This window comes from Leptolyngbya sp. NIES-2104, assembly GCF_001485215.1.
Classification (GTDB): domain Bacteria; phylum Cyanobacteriota; class Cyanobacteriia; order Leptolyngbyales; family Leptolyngbyaceae; genus Leptolyngbya.
Window position 1 is genome coordinate 5,643,268 of record NZ_BBWW01000001.1, and the last position, 16,041, is coordinate 5,659,308.

The window sequence follows — 16,041 nt, forward strand, 5'->3', positions numbered from 1 at the left end:
ATTGGCTGTTAGTCCCCTTCAGTGGACTTCGTTTGATTAGCCCCGAATTCCATTCCGGGGCGGGTAAGCAACGGAGTGAAAAGGCTTTAAAACACGACATAGACTTCCTACACAAATTCTAAATCTGAACTAAATGGAATTTGAGGCACTGATACAAAGTCGATCGAGGTATCCCGCTTAATCTAGTAGATAACTTAGCCCCTTGATAGAACTTACTAACATTCTTGGTAAACTCATTCCTGTTATTCAACCTATACTTTTAATGCCCAAACAGCGACTTCTCCAGCTTTTCAGTTGTTTTTTGATTGCGCTCCTCATCGTAAATTGTCAACGCTCTACGACCCCTCCTGCGACACTGACCGTATCCGCAGCAGCGAGCTTGAAAGATGCCTTAGAGCAAATTCAACCGCTTTATGAACAACAGCAACCCGTGAAATTGACGTATAACTTTGGATCTTCTGGCGCACTACAACAACAAATCGAGCAAGGCGCACCTGCCGATGTGTTTATCTCTGCGGCTCCAAAACAGATGGACGCACTTCAGCAAAAAGGGGAGTTGATTAACGAAACCCGCCGAGACTTACTGCGAAATCAGATTGTGCTGATTGTGCCAAGAACGACCACTGGAGTTGCAAGTTTTCAGGATTTAGCAAGCGATCGCGTTCGGAGAGTCGGGCTGGGTGAACCGAAGAGTGTTCCGGCTGGAACCTATGCTCAAGAAGTTCTCACCGCTCTGAAACTTCTAGATGCAGTTAAACCGAAAGCCGTTTACGCCAAGGATGTGAGACAAGTGCTGAACTTTGTTGAGTCTCAGAATGCAGATGCAGGAATTGTCTATCGCAGTGATGCGCTCAGTTCTGATCAAGTGAAAATTGTTGCAACTGCTCCAGAAACGTCTCATTCTCCGGTTATTTATCCGATCGCAGTTCTCAAACGAACTCCTAACCGCGATGCTGCTCAGAAGTTTGTTCAGTTTCTATCTAGCGATGCCGCGAAAGCAGTGTTTGGAAAACAAGGATTTTCTGTGAGTTCTGCCACCCAATCCACTTCTGCATAAGCAATCAACAGCCATTCATCGTGATATTTCTGTTTCATGTCCTCTAGAGTAAGCAGGTTTGTCATGATTCTGCCGTTTTGGTTGTTGCTCTTTAGATTCTAAAACATCTGCCAGTCCGGAGATTTAAGCTTTCTCAATTGCTCGACCCGCTTGCGAAAAAACGAATCATCCAAACGGCTGTAATTGTGCCGAAGCGCATACGTCAAACTGATCGACCACACCCAAATATGAGCCGTCTGAGTAAACGCAGAAATCGCCGCTAGTTCAAATTCTTCTAGGGGACTCATCGATCGATATCCCTGCAAAAATGCTTCTCTCACTCGTCGGCTAATTCCGGTATTCAGCGCAACTTGCCGAAACTTGCCCAAATCAAACGCCCGCCAGCCAAATCCACATTGATCAAAATCAAACAAAGTCGGCTGATCTGCTTCGGTAAAATGCGTATTGCCACTGTGCGGATCACCCCAACAAATCCCCCAATACGGCGACGATCGCGGAAAATCTTTTAGTCCCGTTTTGATTTGAGCGATCGCACTTTCCACATATTCACGATCGTCACGCTGCAAAAAAGGCGCGATCGCTGTCCACGATTCATCGAGCAGATAATCGAGCGTCAACGGTTCCCGCTCGAATGAACATTCAAACGCTAAGCCTGTTTGATGAACTTTTGCCAGCGTTTCACCGAGTCGCGTCGCTTGTCGAATACTGAGATCCCCAATTGGTACACCTCCTAGAGCATAGGTAAACAAAGCCGCATAACGCTCTCCCTCTGGTGCAGGAATCGCGATCGACAACTTACCCGATTCCGTTCTCAGCGGATGCGCTACAGGCAGACCTCGATCGTGCAGAAACTTCAGAAGCGCTAACTCGAAATCGATATCTGCTTGTGATCGCCATCCCCAATGAGCAATCCGCAAAATATATGACCCACGATCGGTTTCCACAAGATAAACATCGCTCAACCCTCGACACCAGAATTCGCAGACTTTCACCGCTTCGATGTCATAGCGCGAAAGAATTCTCGATCGAATCGCGCTTGGATCGATCGTGGAATAAACAACGGGAAACAGATCATCAGCAGAAGATCGCATCAACACGGAAGTCCAGCGCTTTTGTTAGCCTCTATACTGCGCTAGAACGACACTTCTAATCGTCAATTGCGATACGAAATGGCTTCAATCCTGAGAAACGAGCGTCGCAGCAAGACCAATTAAGCGATCAGGATCGACAGGTTTGGCTAAATGGTGCAAGAAACCTGACTCGATCGCTCTTTTTTGATCCATCTCGCCCGCATAGGCAGTCAGCGCGATCGCTGGAAGCTTGTGCTTCAAACTTCTCATCAACTGATAGCCATCCATTCCAGGCATTCCGATGTCGCTTACTAAAAGATCGTGCTGATCTTGAGCCAAAATCTGAATCGCCTCGATCGCGGATGCTGCCGATTGAATCTCTGCTCCAGCGGATTCGAGCACATACGCGACAAAATCCCGTGAGTCTTGCTCATCATCGACTACTAAGATCCGAACTCCCTGAAGATCCGCAACCTTGACGAGCGAATGGGTTGCAGCATCTTGTGCGATAGTGCTTTGCAACGGAAATGTCACCGTAAACGTCGCCCCTTGATCCTCACCCGGACTATCCGCCTGAACGACCCCGCCATGTAACTCCACGATTTGGCGCACGATCGCAAGTCCCAATCCTAACCCTCCGAATCTGCGAGTCGTGGCGCTATCCGCTTGGCGAAATCGATCGAACACATACGGCAGAAATTCCGGCTCGATTCCTTTTCCGGTGTCGCTGACTTGAAGCGTTGCCGATCGAGCGGTCTGCATTAACCGCACTTCAATCCGCCCCAGTTCAGGCGTAAACTTCACCGCATTCGAGAGCAGATTCCAGACCACTTGCTGGAGTCGAGCCGCATCACCGAGCACACAGGGAGAAGCTTCGAGCTGGGTCACGATGTCGATTTTTTTAGCATCAGCAGCAAGGCGAACTGTGTCGATCGCTGCTAGAACCACACTAGTTAAATTCACCGGGCGAATGTCAAATGTGAACTTACCCCGAAGAATGCGCGAGACATCCAGCAAGTCCTCGACTAATTGCGTTTGTAGTTGAGCATTGCGCTCGATCGTGGCAAGCACTTTGTCTTGATTGTCTGGGGACACTTTGCCTGCTCGTAACAGTTTTGTCCAACCGAGAATCGGACTGAGCGGCGTTCTTAGTTCGTGTGACAGTACCGCAAGAAATTCGTCTTTAATCCGATTGGCAGCTTCGGCTTGTTGACGGGCAGCATGTTCTGCTTCTAAAACTCGTGCTCGATCGAATTCTGTCGCAATTCTCAGGGCAAAAATCGTTAACAGCGACTCGGCAAGCTTCACGTTCTCCAAGGGATCGGTGTGCATAATTCCAAGTACACCGATTGGATTGTCGCTCGAATCGTAAAATGGAACGGCAACATAGCTTTCTACATCTGGTGGCATCGACGAATTGGGAAACAGCGCTCGCACTCGATGCGGATAGCAGCAGAGACGGCGATTTTTGATAACTTGCTCACACGGTGTTCCCCGAACTGGGTAAGTAAAATTTTCTGCGCTCTCACCATCGGCGCAGAATGCTAAGGTTTGAAACGTTGCTTGCTCTGGCTCAACTAACCGTCCGATATACACATAATGCACCGCTAAAACCTTCGCAAAATGCAGCACAAGCGCATCAAAGAAGTCTTGTCCAGTGACGGCTGAAACGCCCTGGGTGATTTCGAGCAGTGCGGCATCAGTTTGAGCAATTTTCTGAGCTGCCAGCCTCAACTCCATTTCATCGAGTACCATCGCGGCAAGATCGACTAAGGTTGCCCGCTGCTCTTCGCTCAGATCTCCGTGCGGCTTCATGTCGAGCAAACAGAGCGTTCCTAAGTTGTACCCGTCTTCGGTGATCAGTGGTGCACCCGCATAAAAGCGCAATCCAGGTTCTGCAAGGGTGAACGGATTACAGGAAAAACGATCGTCTTTTCGCGTATCGGGTACGACCAAGGTTTCGTTGTAGAGAATGGCAATATTGCAGAGTGAATCATCCCGCGGCACTTCTGAAAGACTAAAGCCTTGACAGGATTTGAACCAAGCGCGTTTCTCATCGACAAGAGACACGATCGCGATTGGCACATCGAACAAATGAGCGGCGAGTTTGGTAATGCGATCGAACGCAGCTTCAGGAGGCGTGTCAAGAATGTTATAACGATGCAGTGCTCCGATGCGTTCTGGATCGTTTTCGGGTCGCAGGGGTCTTGGAATGGTTTCTTGTATCGAAGCTTTGCTCATAAGATTGGATGTGACAACCGAATGCTGGAAAAGAATTTCAGTCTTTTTGATGATGTAGAAATTTTTACTAAAATACAATCTTTTCCATTGATTCCACTCTAGCTGAGGAAGGGATCTTCTGCCGTTAAACTGAGAAAAGACTTTTCAAGGGATAGCGCTGTGATTCGAGTGGGACTGGTCGGAACGGGATATGCGGCAAAACTGAGAGCCGAGGCGGTGAACCAAGACGATCGCGCTACATTAGTCGGGGTCACAGGTCATCAACCTGATAAAACCGCAGAATTCGGACGGACTCACCACACTCAAGCCTTTAATATTTCGCAAGAGTTAATCAATGCTGTCGATTTGGTGATCCTCTGCGGTGTGAATTCGGAGCATAGCCAGGTTGCTCGATCTGCGCTCGAATCGGGTCGTCATGTAGTGGTGGAATATCCGTTAGCGATCGATTTCCATTCTGCACAAAGCGCGATCGAGCTTGCCCGCTCCCAAAATCGCCTCCTGCACGTCGAACACATTGAGATCCTGGGTGGTGTGCATCAAGCATTTCTACGATCGCTTTCCCAAATCGGAACGCCATTCTACGCCCGCTATATCACTCTGACTCCTCAAAATCCTGCTCCGGCAAAGTGGACATACAACCCCTCATTATTTGGCTTTCCCTTAGTCGGCGCTTTATCGCGGTTGCATCGATTAATTCACGCGTTCGGACAAGTGCAATCGGTAAGCTGTCAAAATCGCTATTGGAATTTGCAGAACGATCGCTACACAGGCTGTATGTGTAAAGCACAACTGAACTTCCAAAACGGTGTGATTGCCGATGTGATCTATGGCAAAGGTGAAACGATTTGGACATCAGAGCGCAAATTAGAAGTGCAGGGCGATCGAGGAGCTTTAATCTTTGATGGCGATCGAGGAGCTTTGATCAATTCAGAGGGTGTGAGCGAAATCGAAGTTGGTGCAAGACGGGGACTGTTTACGAAAGATACGAGTGCGGTTCTAGATTATTTGACCAATGGAACGCCGTTATATGTTCAACCCGAAGAGAGTTTGTACACGTTGAGAGTCGCGATCGCGGCTCAGCGAGCGGTAGAACAAGGACAAACTGTGAGTATTGATTAGGAGGTACGAATGTCTCAGCAAGTTCGATGGACAACCGCAGATCTTGAACTCCTTCCAGAGAGTAGCAATCGCTATGAAATCATCGACGGAGAACTGTACGTGACGAGAGCGCCCAACTGGAGACATCAAACCGCAATCACAAACACAGCAGCAGAACTAAGAGACTGGTCGATCGTGTCTGGATTAGGAGTTGCAATTCCAATGCCTGGAATTATCTTTAGTGATGCAGATAATGTGATTCCAGACTTGATTTGGATTAGTCACGATCGCTTATCCGTAACTGAAGATGAAGCAGGACATTTCACCGCCGCGCCCGAATTAGTGATCGAAGTTCTATCGTTTGGGAAAGAGAACGAACGACGTGACCGCGAAACTAAACTCAAACTCTACTCAACCAGAGGTGTCCAAGAATACTGGATTCTGAATTGGCAGCTTCAACAGGTCGAAGTGTATCGCCGAGCGCAAGCTGCCTTACAGCTCGTCGCAACCTTGAGCGCTTCAGACACTTTGACATCGCCACTTTTACCTGGATTTGCGTGTTTCGTTTCTCGCTTCTTTCTGTAATCACTTCACAATTCTCAATGCTCATCGTCTCTCACACTGAATCCATTAAGATAGTTATCTGACTTGTGATTTTCACCCTGTCGTGATTCTCAGACTCCACTCTCAGCATTTACTGAGCATTCGTGTTCATGCCGAGCGCACCTATCCAGATGAGTGCTGCGGTTTGCTGTTGGGCAAGAGTGACCCCACTGGGAAAACCGTCATGGATGTAAAAGCAACGAACAATGGATGGAAGGACGATCGCTCAGATTTGACGAAAAACCGTCGATACGAAATTGCGCCTGAAGAGATGCTGGCGGCAATGAAAGAAGCGCGATCGCGAAATCTCGATATTATCGGGATCTATCACTCCCATCCGGATCATCCGGCGATTCCTTCAGACTACGATCGAGCGGCTGCCTGGTCACAGTACAGTTATGCGATCGTCTCTGTCTCTGAGGGAAAATCGGTTGATGTTCGTAGCTGGAGCCTCGACGATCAGCAGGTTTTCCAAGCGGAAGATCTTTTGATTCAGTGAAGGAACACCCTAGAATTCGAGCGATCGAATTGATTTTGTCAACTTGTTCAACGACGCACCATGCTAAACCCAAACCTGGACGAGATCCAGTTAACAAACGATGACTACGCCCGATATTCCAGGCATATTATTCTGCCGGAAGTCGGTCTTGATGGACAGAAAAAACTCAAAGCCGCAAGCGTTCTTTGTGTAGGAACGGGCGGATTGGGATCGCCTTTGTTGCTCTACTTAGCGGCAGCAGGGATTGGACGGATTGGAATTGTCGATTTTGATGTGGTCGATAGTTCTAACCTGCACCGCCAAATCATTCACGGAACTTCTTGGGTCGGTAAGCCTAAGATCGAATCGGCAAAGCAGCGGATTCTAGAAATCAATCCGACGTGTCAAGTAGATCTCTACGAAACGCGATTGAGTTCTGAGAATGCCTTACAAATTGCTGAACCGTATGATTTGGTCATCGACGGAACCGACAATTTCCCAACGCGCTATCTAGTGAATGATGTCTGCGTGTTGCTCAATAAGCCGAATGTGTACGGCTCAATTTTCCGCTTTGAAGGACAGGCAACCGTCTTCAACTATGAGGGTGGTCCGAACTATCGCGATTTGTATCCAGAACCCCCGCCACCTGGATTAGTGCCGTCCTGTGCTGAGGGCGGCGTGTTAGGTGTACTGTGCGGAATTATCGGAACGATTCAGGCGACTGAAGCGGTGAAGATTATTCTCGGACAAGGCAACACACTCAGCGGACGATTGTTGCTGTACAACGCACTAGAGATGAAATTCCGGGAGCTAAAATTGCGCCCGAATCCGGTGCGTCCTGTGATTGAGAAGTTAGTGGACTACGAAGAATTTTGTGGAATTCCGCAAGCAAAAGCGGCTGAAGAACAGGAAAAAGCCAATATGCAGGAAATGACAGTTCAAGAACTCAAAGCACTGATCGACAGTGGCGCGATCGGGAAAGAATACGTTTTGCTCGATGTCCGCAATCCAAACGAATACGACATCGCTCAAATTCCTGGCTCTGTCTTGATTCCATTACCGGACATTGAGAACGGTAGCGGCGTTGAGAAAGTGAAAGAACTGGTCAACGGTCACAAGCTGATTGCTCATTGCAAAATGGGCGGTCGATCGGCAAAAGCGATCGGGATTCTCAAATCCGCCGGAATCGATGGCATTAACGTCAAAGGCGGCATCACGGCTTGGAGCCGCGAAGTCGATCCTTCTGTACCGGAGTACTAAAACCCGTTAGGCGACAGTCGAATTTAACTGTCGCCTTCAATTGATGAACTGCGATCGTGTGAAGTGTGGTTGCGGAGTGAATTGCGATCGTAATTAAATCCGTTGCAGTAGCTTTTAGAGGTGACGACTGATGCAGACGAATGAGTTAACCCCGCTACAGATTCGGCAAAAAGGGCTTGAAGCACTGAAAGACGCTCTGGGATACGTTGGTATGGTGCGGTTTTTGCAGCAGTTTGATGGGGGGAGCGGGGACTACACACGCGATCGTGATCAATGGCTTAAAGATGTAACGGTTGCCGATGTCATGCAGCAAATTCGCCAGCAGCAAGAGAATGACTCGTAACGGGTATAAGTTATCGAGTTTGCATTTCTGAATTGATCGAGTTTGAGAGTTTTTATTTCGGCTTAAGTGTCTCTAATTCTTTGAGCGAATCTGAGCCTTGCTGTTGGTGCGATTGACAAAACTCTTCTAACAAACTGAAAAAATGATCGAATGCCTCCTTCTGATTAACTGAGTGAAATTGAATCAATGCTGCCCATGAGTTATTGGTTCTAATCTTGAATTTTTCCTGTAACCAGGGCTGAAAGGCTCCGTAGAACTTGAGTTCTTCCTCAGTTGGCTCAATTCCAAGCTCTCGTCGTGCCGTTTTGTAGCCGACCAGAAACATAAAAAGATTTTCAACCGAAGGACTACCGAGATACATTCCCGGTTGCGCTTTGATTTTGCCTAAAATCTCAAACAATCCATCCATAAATTGAAATCCAACTCTCCTTAAACTAACCGATATAGCCCAAAAAGCCTTCTATCTCTATGATTTCTTTCATACTTGAGATTACTTCTTCATATTCTGTATCAGAGTACTTCTTGAGATATCTATTAATAAGATTAATACACTTCTTAGTTGAATCAAATTGCTCGAAGTGTATTAGTAAAAATAGAGCATTGCTCCGCATTAAATCAGAAAGTGAGTTATCAAAAGCAATTTTCTCTAACAAGCTTGTCTTATTGTTAATTAAACTAATGATTGTAAATGTAGCATACCCAATAGAACCTCTTGAGAACCCCCAGTCATCTACTATAGAAAGAAGTTTAACAACTTCTAAAATGTTGAAATCTTTCGCTAAGTGCACCTTTGCATATTCTATGACTTCAGCATCTATAAAATTTTTAGGATGCCAAAAAATATCCATGTGCCCTGATAGAAGTGACAAATATGAGACTAGCTGAAAGAGTGATTTTCTATCCTCAATGCTTGAGAATGAGTTAATCATATAGAACCAGGATGCTCTTTTATTTCTATAACTGACGAAGAGTGTTAACAAACCATCAAAACATTTATCTGCTTGATCTACCATTGCAAAATATTCAAGAGCGCGACCAAAGTTCTCTAGCCCTTTATACGATGTGTGTTTCTCAAGAAATAGTTTCTTAAAGGTCGAAAAGGTTTTAGCGTTAAGCTCATTTAGTGGTGAAATACACAAAGTATGCGAATTGTCTTTGACAGCAGATGAATTCTCCTTAATATATTCACTGATATTGATCCAGAATGCAGATTGAATTTCTGGATCATAAACGATACCAATAACTGGCACAATATGACTATTCCAATACTCAAAATGATCTTTGTCCGCTGAGATTGCGTAATGATTTTTCCGCTTGTAAGAGATACCAGACTTAATTTGAACCCATACAAAACATCCGGTAGCTTCTTCGTCTACAACAAATTCAATGTAAGCATCATTTCCTATATCGTTGTCTTCATTCACAGTTTGGAAAATTGAGTTGTCTCCTTCTACAATTTGACGAACGTAATTGACCCCAACTGCGGCTGTTCCTTTACTCTTCTTTCTTTTGGTAGTCACAATCTAATTGACGCTCAGCAAGATGATGTGTCACTTCTCATCAATTTATACCGCTCTCAAAACAGCCAAAAGTCTAATATTAGGAAAATGTACAGATTTGATTGCTAACTATTAAAGTCGCGGATGCCGAAAATTAATTGCCAAAAATCGCTCTTGCCGCATTAGCATAGAAGAGTGATGGATTTTTATTCGCCCCGACGATCGCTACAACAAGGACACTGGTTCAAACTCATCTGCGGAGCCAGTTTCCAACATCTCCCCGCGATTCGCACCCTCGCTTTGGTGTATGCGCTTGCTGGGGCGGATTGTATTGATGTCGCTGCCGATCCCGCGATCGTATCCACCGCACGAGAAGCGTTAGCGATCGCGAATCAGTTATCGGATGAAGCGCACGATCGCGGTTACAATCCTTCGCTTCCGTGGCTCATGGTCAGCCTCAACGACGGTGAAGACCCACACTTTCGCAAAGCTGAATTTGACCCCGCCATTTGTCCCCCGAATTGCTCAAGACCCTGTGAAGCAGTGTGTCCAGCAGAAGCGATTAATCGAACTGGGGTGATTGACGATCGCTGTTATGGCTGTGGTCGCTGTGTGCCGATTTGCCCGATCGAACAGATTGCAACTCGTTCTTATGTGTATGCGCCAGAAGTGATTTCACCGATGTTGCTGCAAGCGGGAATTGACGCGATCGAAATTCATACCCAAGTTGGACGAACCGAGGACTTTAGGCGATTGTGGAACGCGATCGCGCCTTGGGTCGATCGATTGAAACTCGTAGCGATTAGCTGCCCGGATGGAGACGATCTAATTGACTATCTTTGGTCGCTGTATGAATTGATGCAGCCGTTGCCGTGTGAATTGATTTGGCAGACTGATGGTAGACCGATGAGCGGGGACATTGGAGACGGAGCCACTCGCGCTTGCGTGAAATTGGGTGAAAAAGTTCTCGCGACAGAAATACCCGGTTATATTCAACTCGCAGGGGGGACAAACCGCCATACTGTACCGAAGTTAGAAGCACTGGGAATGTTGCACAATAGAAGGAGAACATCCGTTTCGAGATGGGTTTCTGGAATTGCTTACGGTAGTTACGCTCGGAGTCTACTGTTACCTGTTCTCAATCAGTTAGAAGCGATGGAGATGATGCCCTTGAACTGTCGATCGACCGTTACCCCGCGCACAATCGAAACTGTTCCTGATCTGCTCTGGCAAGCCGTTGAACTGGCTGCACCCCTAGTCGGTCAAATTAAATCACCAGAACGTTTTCTACAAGTGATTTAGCATACACCAGAGAGAAATCAAGATCCCCTAACCTAATCACAAGACAGCCCTCTCTGTCTTTTTCTCCCAGACACAGAACACATGGCAGAACACAGTCCCGCTTATTCCGATTTGCGTCAGACCGCTGACATTTCACAGACCGCTACAGATGAAAACCGGATGCAAACCACTGACGATTTAACGAAACTTTTAGAGATTCTTCCGACTGATTTACGCGATCGCTTGCTGCAACATCCCCAACTCGATCGCTTAGTCGAAGTCGTGATGGACTTGGGACGATTCCCCGAAGCGCGTTTCCCTGGTCAAGCTGAATACCTGTCAGAGACACCGATTACGAAAGAAGATTTGGCAGAAAGTACGAGAAAAGTTGGAGATTTTGGCGGCGATAATCGGGCAGGAATTGAGAAAACGCTGCACCGAATTAGCGCAATTCGGAATCGTCGGGGTGAAGTGATTGGCTTGACTTGCCGTGTAGGACGGGCGATTTTTGGCACGATCGGGATGATTCGCGATTTGGTCGAAAGTGGTCGATCAATTCTCATGTTGGGTCGTCCGGGTGTCGGTAAAACGACTGCACTTCGAGAAATTGCGCGGGTGTTGGCGGATGAACTCGATAAGCGGGTTGTAATTATCGACACGTCTAATGAGATTGCAGGCGATGGAGATGTGCCGCATCCCGCGATCGGTCGCGCTCGTCGAATGCAGGTCGCTCTTCCTGAACTTCAGCACCAAGTGATGATTGAAGCGGTCGAGAATCACATGCCCGAAGTGATTGTGATTGATGAGATTGGGACTGAGTTGGAAGCACTCGCAGCAAGAACGATCGCGGAACGCGGTGTGCAACTCGTTGGAACGGCTCACGGGAACAAGTTGGAGAACTTAATCAAAAACCCGACGCTTTCGGATTTGGTGGGTGGTATTCAATCGGTCACGCTTGGAGACGAAGAAGCCCGGAGACGGGGAACTCAGAAGAGTGTGCTAGAACGCAAAGCGCCGCCGACGTTCGATATTGCCGTAGAAATGATGGAGCGGCAAAAATGGGTCGTACATGAAGAAGTGTCGGATACGATCGACATTCTCTTACGCGGCAGACAACCGAATCCGCAAACCCGCACGACTGACGAAGAAGGCAATGTCACGGTCACGCATGAAACGCCTCAAGCGCCTGAACCTCGGAGCCGTCCTCAGGCAGTTCCTGAAATCGGGAATTATTTCTCGAATCAGCCGCGTGGATGGCGATCGTCGGGTCGAATGAAAGCGGTTGCGGGTCAGAGCAATGTCCGCACGTTGACTCCTGAGCAGCAATCCTTTGAGCGAATGCTGGATGAGTCGCTTGGTCGTAGTTTTGATCAGGTCGAAGCTGAATCGTTTCCAGGTCCAAACGGCGAAGAATTGCCGCTGCACGTTTATCCGTATGGAGTGAGTCGGCAGCAACTCGATCAGGTGATTCAAACGCTGAATTTGCCTGTGATGTTGACTAAGGATATGGATGGAGCCGATGCGGTGTTGGCTTTACGATCGCACGTCAAGAATCACGCCAAATTGCGTCATTTGGCGAAAACCCGTCAGATTCCGATTCATACCGTGAAGGCGAATAGCGTTCCTCAGATTGCGATCGCGCTTCGACGCTTGTTAAACATGGACGAGCCTGGTACACCTGGCGAAGCAGAATTAAGTCTGATTGTGCGGGGAGACAACGAGGACGAGATTGAAGCACTCGAAGAAGCTCGTCTTGCGGTTGAACAGATCGTAATTCCGAAGGGTCAGCCTGTTGAATTGCTTCCTCGATCGGCAACCGTCCGCAAGATGCAGCATGAACTTGTAGAACATTACCGTTTGAAGTCGCGCAGTTTCGGTGAGGAGCCGAATCGCCGCCTACGGATCTACCCCGCATAGAGTTGAAAACCCCTGGAGCAATTCGGGGGTTTTTGGCTATGTTAGTACGAGAAACTTGCAATCTTTCGGAAGGTATATTTATTGTTCTAAGTTTAGGAATAGCCTAGTAAAGCGATTGCAATTCTATATTTCTGAGTAAAAAAATGGGGTTGATCGCGCTGAAGTGCTATGAATTTCTCTAGTTCATGAGCTGAATTTTATTGATAGTAACGCTTTGCATGAGTGACGCTGTTTCGATTCAATCGTTTGATCATTTAGAACTGTACGTCGGCAATGCGAAACAGGCAGCGATGTTTTACGATCGCGCTTTTGGTTTTCAGTCGATCGCATATCAAGGACTTGATACCGGATCGCGTGAGATTGCTTCTTATGTGCTGCAACAGGGTGAGATTCGGCTGGTTCTCAGTTCTGCACTTGATCCAAATCATCAGATCGCATTAAAAACAGCAAAACACGGTGATCATGTGGCGATTATTGCGCTAACGGTGATGAACGTCGATCGAGCTTTTGCAGTCAGTACTTCGCGAGGCGCTTTGTCTGCCGTTCCGCCCACCGAAGAAAGCGATGAAAATGGAACATATCGATATGCAACGATCTACGGCTATGGAAATACTTTAATTAAATTTGTAGAACGCGATCGCTATCATGGCGTTTTTGCTCCGGGATATGTTTCTCGCATCACTCAACCTCACACCGATGCTGGATTAATCAAAATTGATCACGTTGTGGGGAATGTTGAGCAAGGACAAATGGATCACTGGGTGAAGTTTTTTGAGAACGTATTGGAACTCGATTTATTAGCAAAATTTGATGATAGCGTGATTGCTACTGAGTATTCTGCTCTAACATCATCGGTGATGCAGAGTACAACCGGAGCGATTAAACTTCCGATTAACGAACCAGCGATCGGGAAAGGGAAATCTCAGATTCAAGAATTTCTAGAGTACAATCGGGGCGCGGGTGTGCAGCATGTTGCATATTTGACTTATGACATTATCGATACTGTGACTAAATTAAAGAGTTTAGGCATCGAATTTCTGAATGTGCCGCGATCGTATTACACCGATTTAGAAGCGCGAATCGGTAAGATTGATCAATCGATCGAGCAATTGGCGGAACTAGGGATTTTAGTCGATCGCGATCGTGAAGGCTACCTTTTACAAATTTTCACTCGTCCGGTGCAGGATCGCCCAACGCTATTTTTTGAAATCATTGAGCGGCATGGCTCACAAGGCTTTGGAGAAGGAAATTTCAAATCGTTGTTTGAAGCGATCGAGCGCGAACAAGCTTTACGAGGAAATCTTTAAGACCATAATTCAATCGCGACTCTCATGGTATTAAGAAGTTATCTCTCCCTGTTTCTCGTATGTCCAACCTGACGCAAGATCAACTCGATCGAATCGTCGCAGAAATCGATCGCCTACAAGACGATGCAGAATTCAATGATTATCAAATCAAGCAAATTCTCCAGCAGTTAGATTTGCCGAATGAATTATTAGAAGCCGCGATCGCTCAAGTGCACGAACGCCGATTGTTGCTGCAAAAACGCCAGCGTCAAAAGATAGTGCTTTCGACGATCGCGATCATGATTGCAGGATTAACCACTACGATCGCAGTCGTTTATCAGAAGCAACAGAATCGAATCGCTCGAATTGCCGCACTTCAAGACATTGTGACTTTAGAGAGTTCTGCAAAGCCTGTAAAACAGTTCGATCGTACAAAAGATCAGCAAGTCTTTTACCGTGTGACCTTGAAGAATGCTCCGATTAACACTCAAGTTATTGTCAGTTGCCGATGGACAGATGCAACGGGGCAGATTGTGCATCAAAGCCGTTATCAAACCGAGCCGATTAGTCGATCGCCTTGGGTTGTGGCTTGCAGTGCACCACTGACACCACAGTCTCAACCTGGCACCTGGACTGTAAAAATGAATGTAGAGGAGCGATCGATTAGCGATCAATCTTTTGCAGTGAAATGATCGATAGGATTAACCAACATGACAGATACAACACTTCCCTACGATATCGAGCAAGCCGTAAGAGAACGCTACGAAGCGGGCGCACGTCAGCCACAAGCTTCTCTCTGCTGTCCGACCGATGGCTATGATTCACGCTACTTAGAGATTTTGCCGCAGGAAATCATCGAGAAAGACTATGGATGTGGTGATCCAACGCGCTATGTGAATCCAGGTGAAACTGTGGTTGATCTCGGTTCTGGAGCCGGAAAAAATTGCTACATTCTGGCGCAAAAAGTCGGCGCAACTGGGAAAATCATCGGTGTTGATATGAACGATGAAATGCTCGGTTTATCGCGGAAGTATTTGCTGCCGATGAGTGAGAAGCTTGGCTATGAAAATGTCAGCTTTGTGAAAGGTAAAATTCAGGATCTCGCCTTAAATCTAGATTCAGTACAGCAATGGCTCGAACAACATCCAATTCATTCTGTAGAGCAAGTTGCAGCGTTTGAAGCAGAATGCGATCGCTTACGTCAATCTCAACCGTTAATCGCTTCTGATAGCGTTGATGTTGTGATTTCCAATTGTGTACTGAATCTTGTTCGTCCTCAAGATAAAAAACAATTATTTCAAGAAATCTTTCGTGTACTCAAACGCGGTGGAAGAGCCGTGATCTCTGATATTGTCTGTGATGAACCACCAACCGAAAAGATTCTGAACGATCCTGAACTTTGGAGCGGTTGTATTGCAGGAGCATTTCTCGAAAATGAGTTTCTAGAAATGTTCGAGCAAGCTGGATTTTATGGAATTGAAATCTTGGCGCGGCAGACAGAACCGTGGCAAGTGGTTGATGGTGTGGAATTTCGATCGCTGACTGTTCAAGCGTTCAAAGGTAAACAAGGCGAATGTTTAGAACGCAATCAAGCAGTAATTTATCGAGGTCCTTGGAAGTCGGTACAAGATGACGATGGACATACCTTGTATCGTGGTGAACGCATGGCAGTCTGTGATAAAACCTTTCAGATTTATACCCATCCAAACGGGGCTTATCACTCGGAAATTATTGCGATCGAGCCTTATGAAGAAGTGCCTTACGAATCTGCAACGGCTTTTCCTTGTGTCGGTGATACGATTCGCGATCCCCGTCAAACGAAAGGTGCGAACTATCGGATGACAACTGATAGCGATGATTGTTGTAGTAGTTCTCAAAGCTGCTGTTAGTGAATGAAGCAAATGTTAG

General features: G+C 46.8%; 15 protein-coding genes. 11 read left to right on the forward strand and 4 right to left on the reverse strand.

Annotation, left to right across the window (positions count from 1 at the left end):
- Positions 1 to 262 precede the first annotated feature (262 nt).
- On the forward strand, positions 263 to 1,057 hold the full coding sequence (gene modA, locus NIES2104_RS27090; protein WP_059001448.1) for a molybdate ABC transporter substrate-binding protein: 795 nt from the start codon (positions 263 to 265) through the stop codon (positions 1,055 to 1,057).
- A gap of 98 nt (positions 1,058 to 1,155) precedes the next feature.
- On the opposite strand, the gene NIES2104_RS27095 is transcribed toward modA, so the two are convergent.
- Together NIES2104_RS27095 and NIES2104_RS27100 are read right to left on the reverse strand one after the other, a co-directional pair.
- The gene (locus NIES2104_RS27095; protein WP_059001449.1) at positions 1,156 to 2,148 is read right to left on the reverse strand and encodes a homoserine kinase; all 993 of its coding nucleotides are present in this window, start codon (positions 2,146 to 2,148) and stop codon (positions 1,156 to 1,158) included.
- Positions 2,149 to 2,232: 84 nt separating this feature from the next.
- Positions 2,233 to 4,368 carry an ATP-binding protein gene (locus tag NIES2104_RS27100; protein WP_059001450.1) on the reverse strand — a complete coding sequence of 712 codons (2,136 nt, stop codon included), beginning with the start codon at positions 4,366 to 4,368 and terminating at the stop codon, positions 2,233 to 2,235.
- A gap of 159 nt (positions 4,369 to 4,527) precedes the next feature.
- Between NIES2104_RS27100 and NIES2104_RS27105 the strand changes: the two genes are divergently transcribed.
- The 5 genes from NIES2104_RS27105 (at position 4,528) to NIES2104_RS27125 (ending at position 8,150) form a co-directional block, all read left to right on the forward strand.
- Positions 4,528 to 5,487: a Gfo/Idh/MocA family protein gene (locus tag NIES2104_RS27105; RefSeq protein ID WP_082690091.1), complete on the forward strand. Its 960-nt coding sequence runs from the start codon at positions 4,528 to 4,530 to the stop codon at positions 5,485 to 5,487.
- Positions 5,488 to 5,496: 9 nt separating this feature from the next.
- Positions 5,497 to 6,051: a Uma2 family endonuclease gene (locus tag NIES2104_RS27110; protein ID WP_059001452.1), complete on the forward strand. Its 555-nt coding sequence runs from the start codon at positions 5,497 to 5,499 to the stop codon at positions 6,049 to 6,051.
- 82 nt (positions 6,052 to 6,133) lie between these two features.
- Positions 6,134 to 6,568 carry a Mov34/MPN/PAD-1 family protein gene (locus NIES2104_RS27115; protein ID WP_202815128.1) on the forward strand — a complete coding sequence of 145 codons (435 nt, stop codon included), beginning with the start codon at positions 6,134 to 6,136 and terminating at the stop codon, positions 6,566 to 6,568.
- A 60-nt stretch (positions 6,569 to 6,628) separates the two neighbouring features.
- Positions 6,629 to 7,807, forward strand: coding sequence for a molybdopterin-synthase adenylyltransferase MoeB (gene moeB / locus NIES2104_RS27120; RefSeq protein ID WP_059001453.1), 1,179 nt, complete (start codon positions 6,629 to 6,631; stop codon positions 7,805 to 7,807).
- Between the two features lie 130 nt (positions 7,808 to 7,937).
- On the forward strand, positions 7,938 to 8,150 hold the full coding sequence (locus NIES2104_RS27125) for a hypothetical protein (protein WP_059001454.1): 213 nt from the start codon (positions 7,938 to 7,940) through the stop codon (positions 8,148 to 8,150).
- Between the two features lie 52 nt (positions 8,151 to 8,202).
- On the opposite strand, the gene NIES2104_RS27130 is transcribed toward NIES2104_RS27125, so the two are convergent.
- Both NIES2104_RS27130 and NIES2104_RS27135 read right to left on the reverse strand, forming a co-directional pair.
- Complete coding sequence (locus NIES2104_RS27130) at positions 8,203 to 8,559, reverse strand: hypothetical protein (protein WP_059001455.1); 357 nt, start codon at positions 8,557 to 8,559, stop codon at positions 8,203 to 8,205.
- 25 nt (positions 8,560 to 8,584) lie between these two features.
- A complete protein-coding gene (locus NIES2104_RS27135) occupies positions 8,585 to 9,670 on the reverse strand; it encodes a DUF4365 domain-containing protein (RefSeq protein WP_059001456.1) in 1,086 nt (361 codons plus the stop codon).
- A gap of 177 nt (positions 9,671 to 9,847) precedes the next feature.
- Between NIES2104_RS27135 and ldpA the strand changes: the two genes are divergently transcribed.
- The 5 genes from ldpA to NIES2104_RS27160 all read left to right on the forward strand — a co-directional run bounded on the left by ldpA (position 9,848) and on the right by NIES2104_RS27160 (position 16,022).
- Entirely contained in the window at positions 9,848 to 10,951 is a 1,104-nt protein-coding gene (ldpA, locus tag NIES2104_RS27140; protein ID WP_156427073.1) for a circadian clock protein LdpA, read from the forward strand.
- Positions 10,952 to 11,032: 81 nt separating this feature from the next.
- On the forward strand, positions 11,033 to 12,847 hold the full coding sequence (locus NIES2104_RS27145; protein WP_339375236.1) for a R3H domain-containing nucleic acid-binding protein: 1,815 nt from the start codon (positions 11,033 to 11,035) through the stop codon (positions 12,845 to 12,847).
- 218 nt (positions 12,848 to 13,065) lie between these two features.
- Entirely contained in the window at positions 13,066 to 14,154 is a 1,089-nt protein-coding gene (hppD, locus tag NIES2104_RS27150; protein WP_059001458.1) for a 4-hydroxyphenylpyruvate dioxygenase, read from the forward strand.
- Positions 14,155 to 14,213: 59 nt separating this feature from the next.
- On the forward strand, positions 14,214 to 14,825 hold the full coding sequence (locus NIES2104_RS27155) for a hypothetical protein (protein WP_059001459.1): 612 nt from the start codon (positions 14,214 to 14,216) through the stop codon (positions 14,823 to 14,825).
- A gap of 18 nt (positions 14,826 to 14,843) precedes the next feature.
- Positions 14,844 to 16,022, forward strand: a complete 1,179-nt coding sequence (locus NIES2104_RS27160) for a methyltransferase domain-containing protein (RefSeq protein ID WP_059001460.1) — start codon at positions 14,844 to 14,846, stop codon at positions 16,020 to 16,022.
- The last annotated feature ends 19 nt before the right edge of the window (positions 16,023 to 16,041 follow it).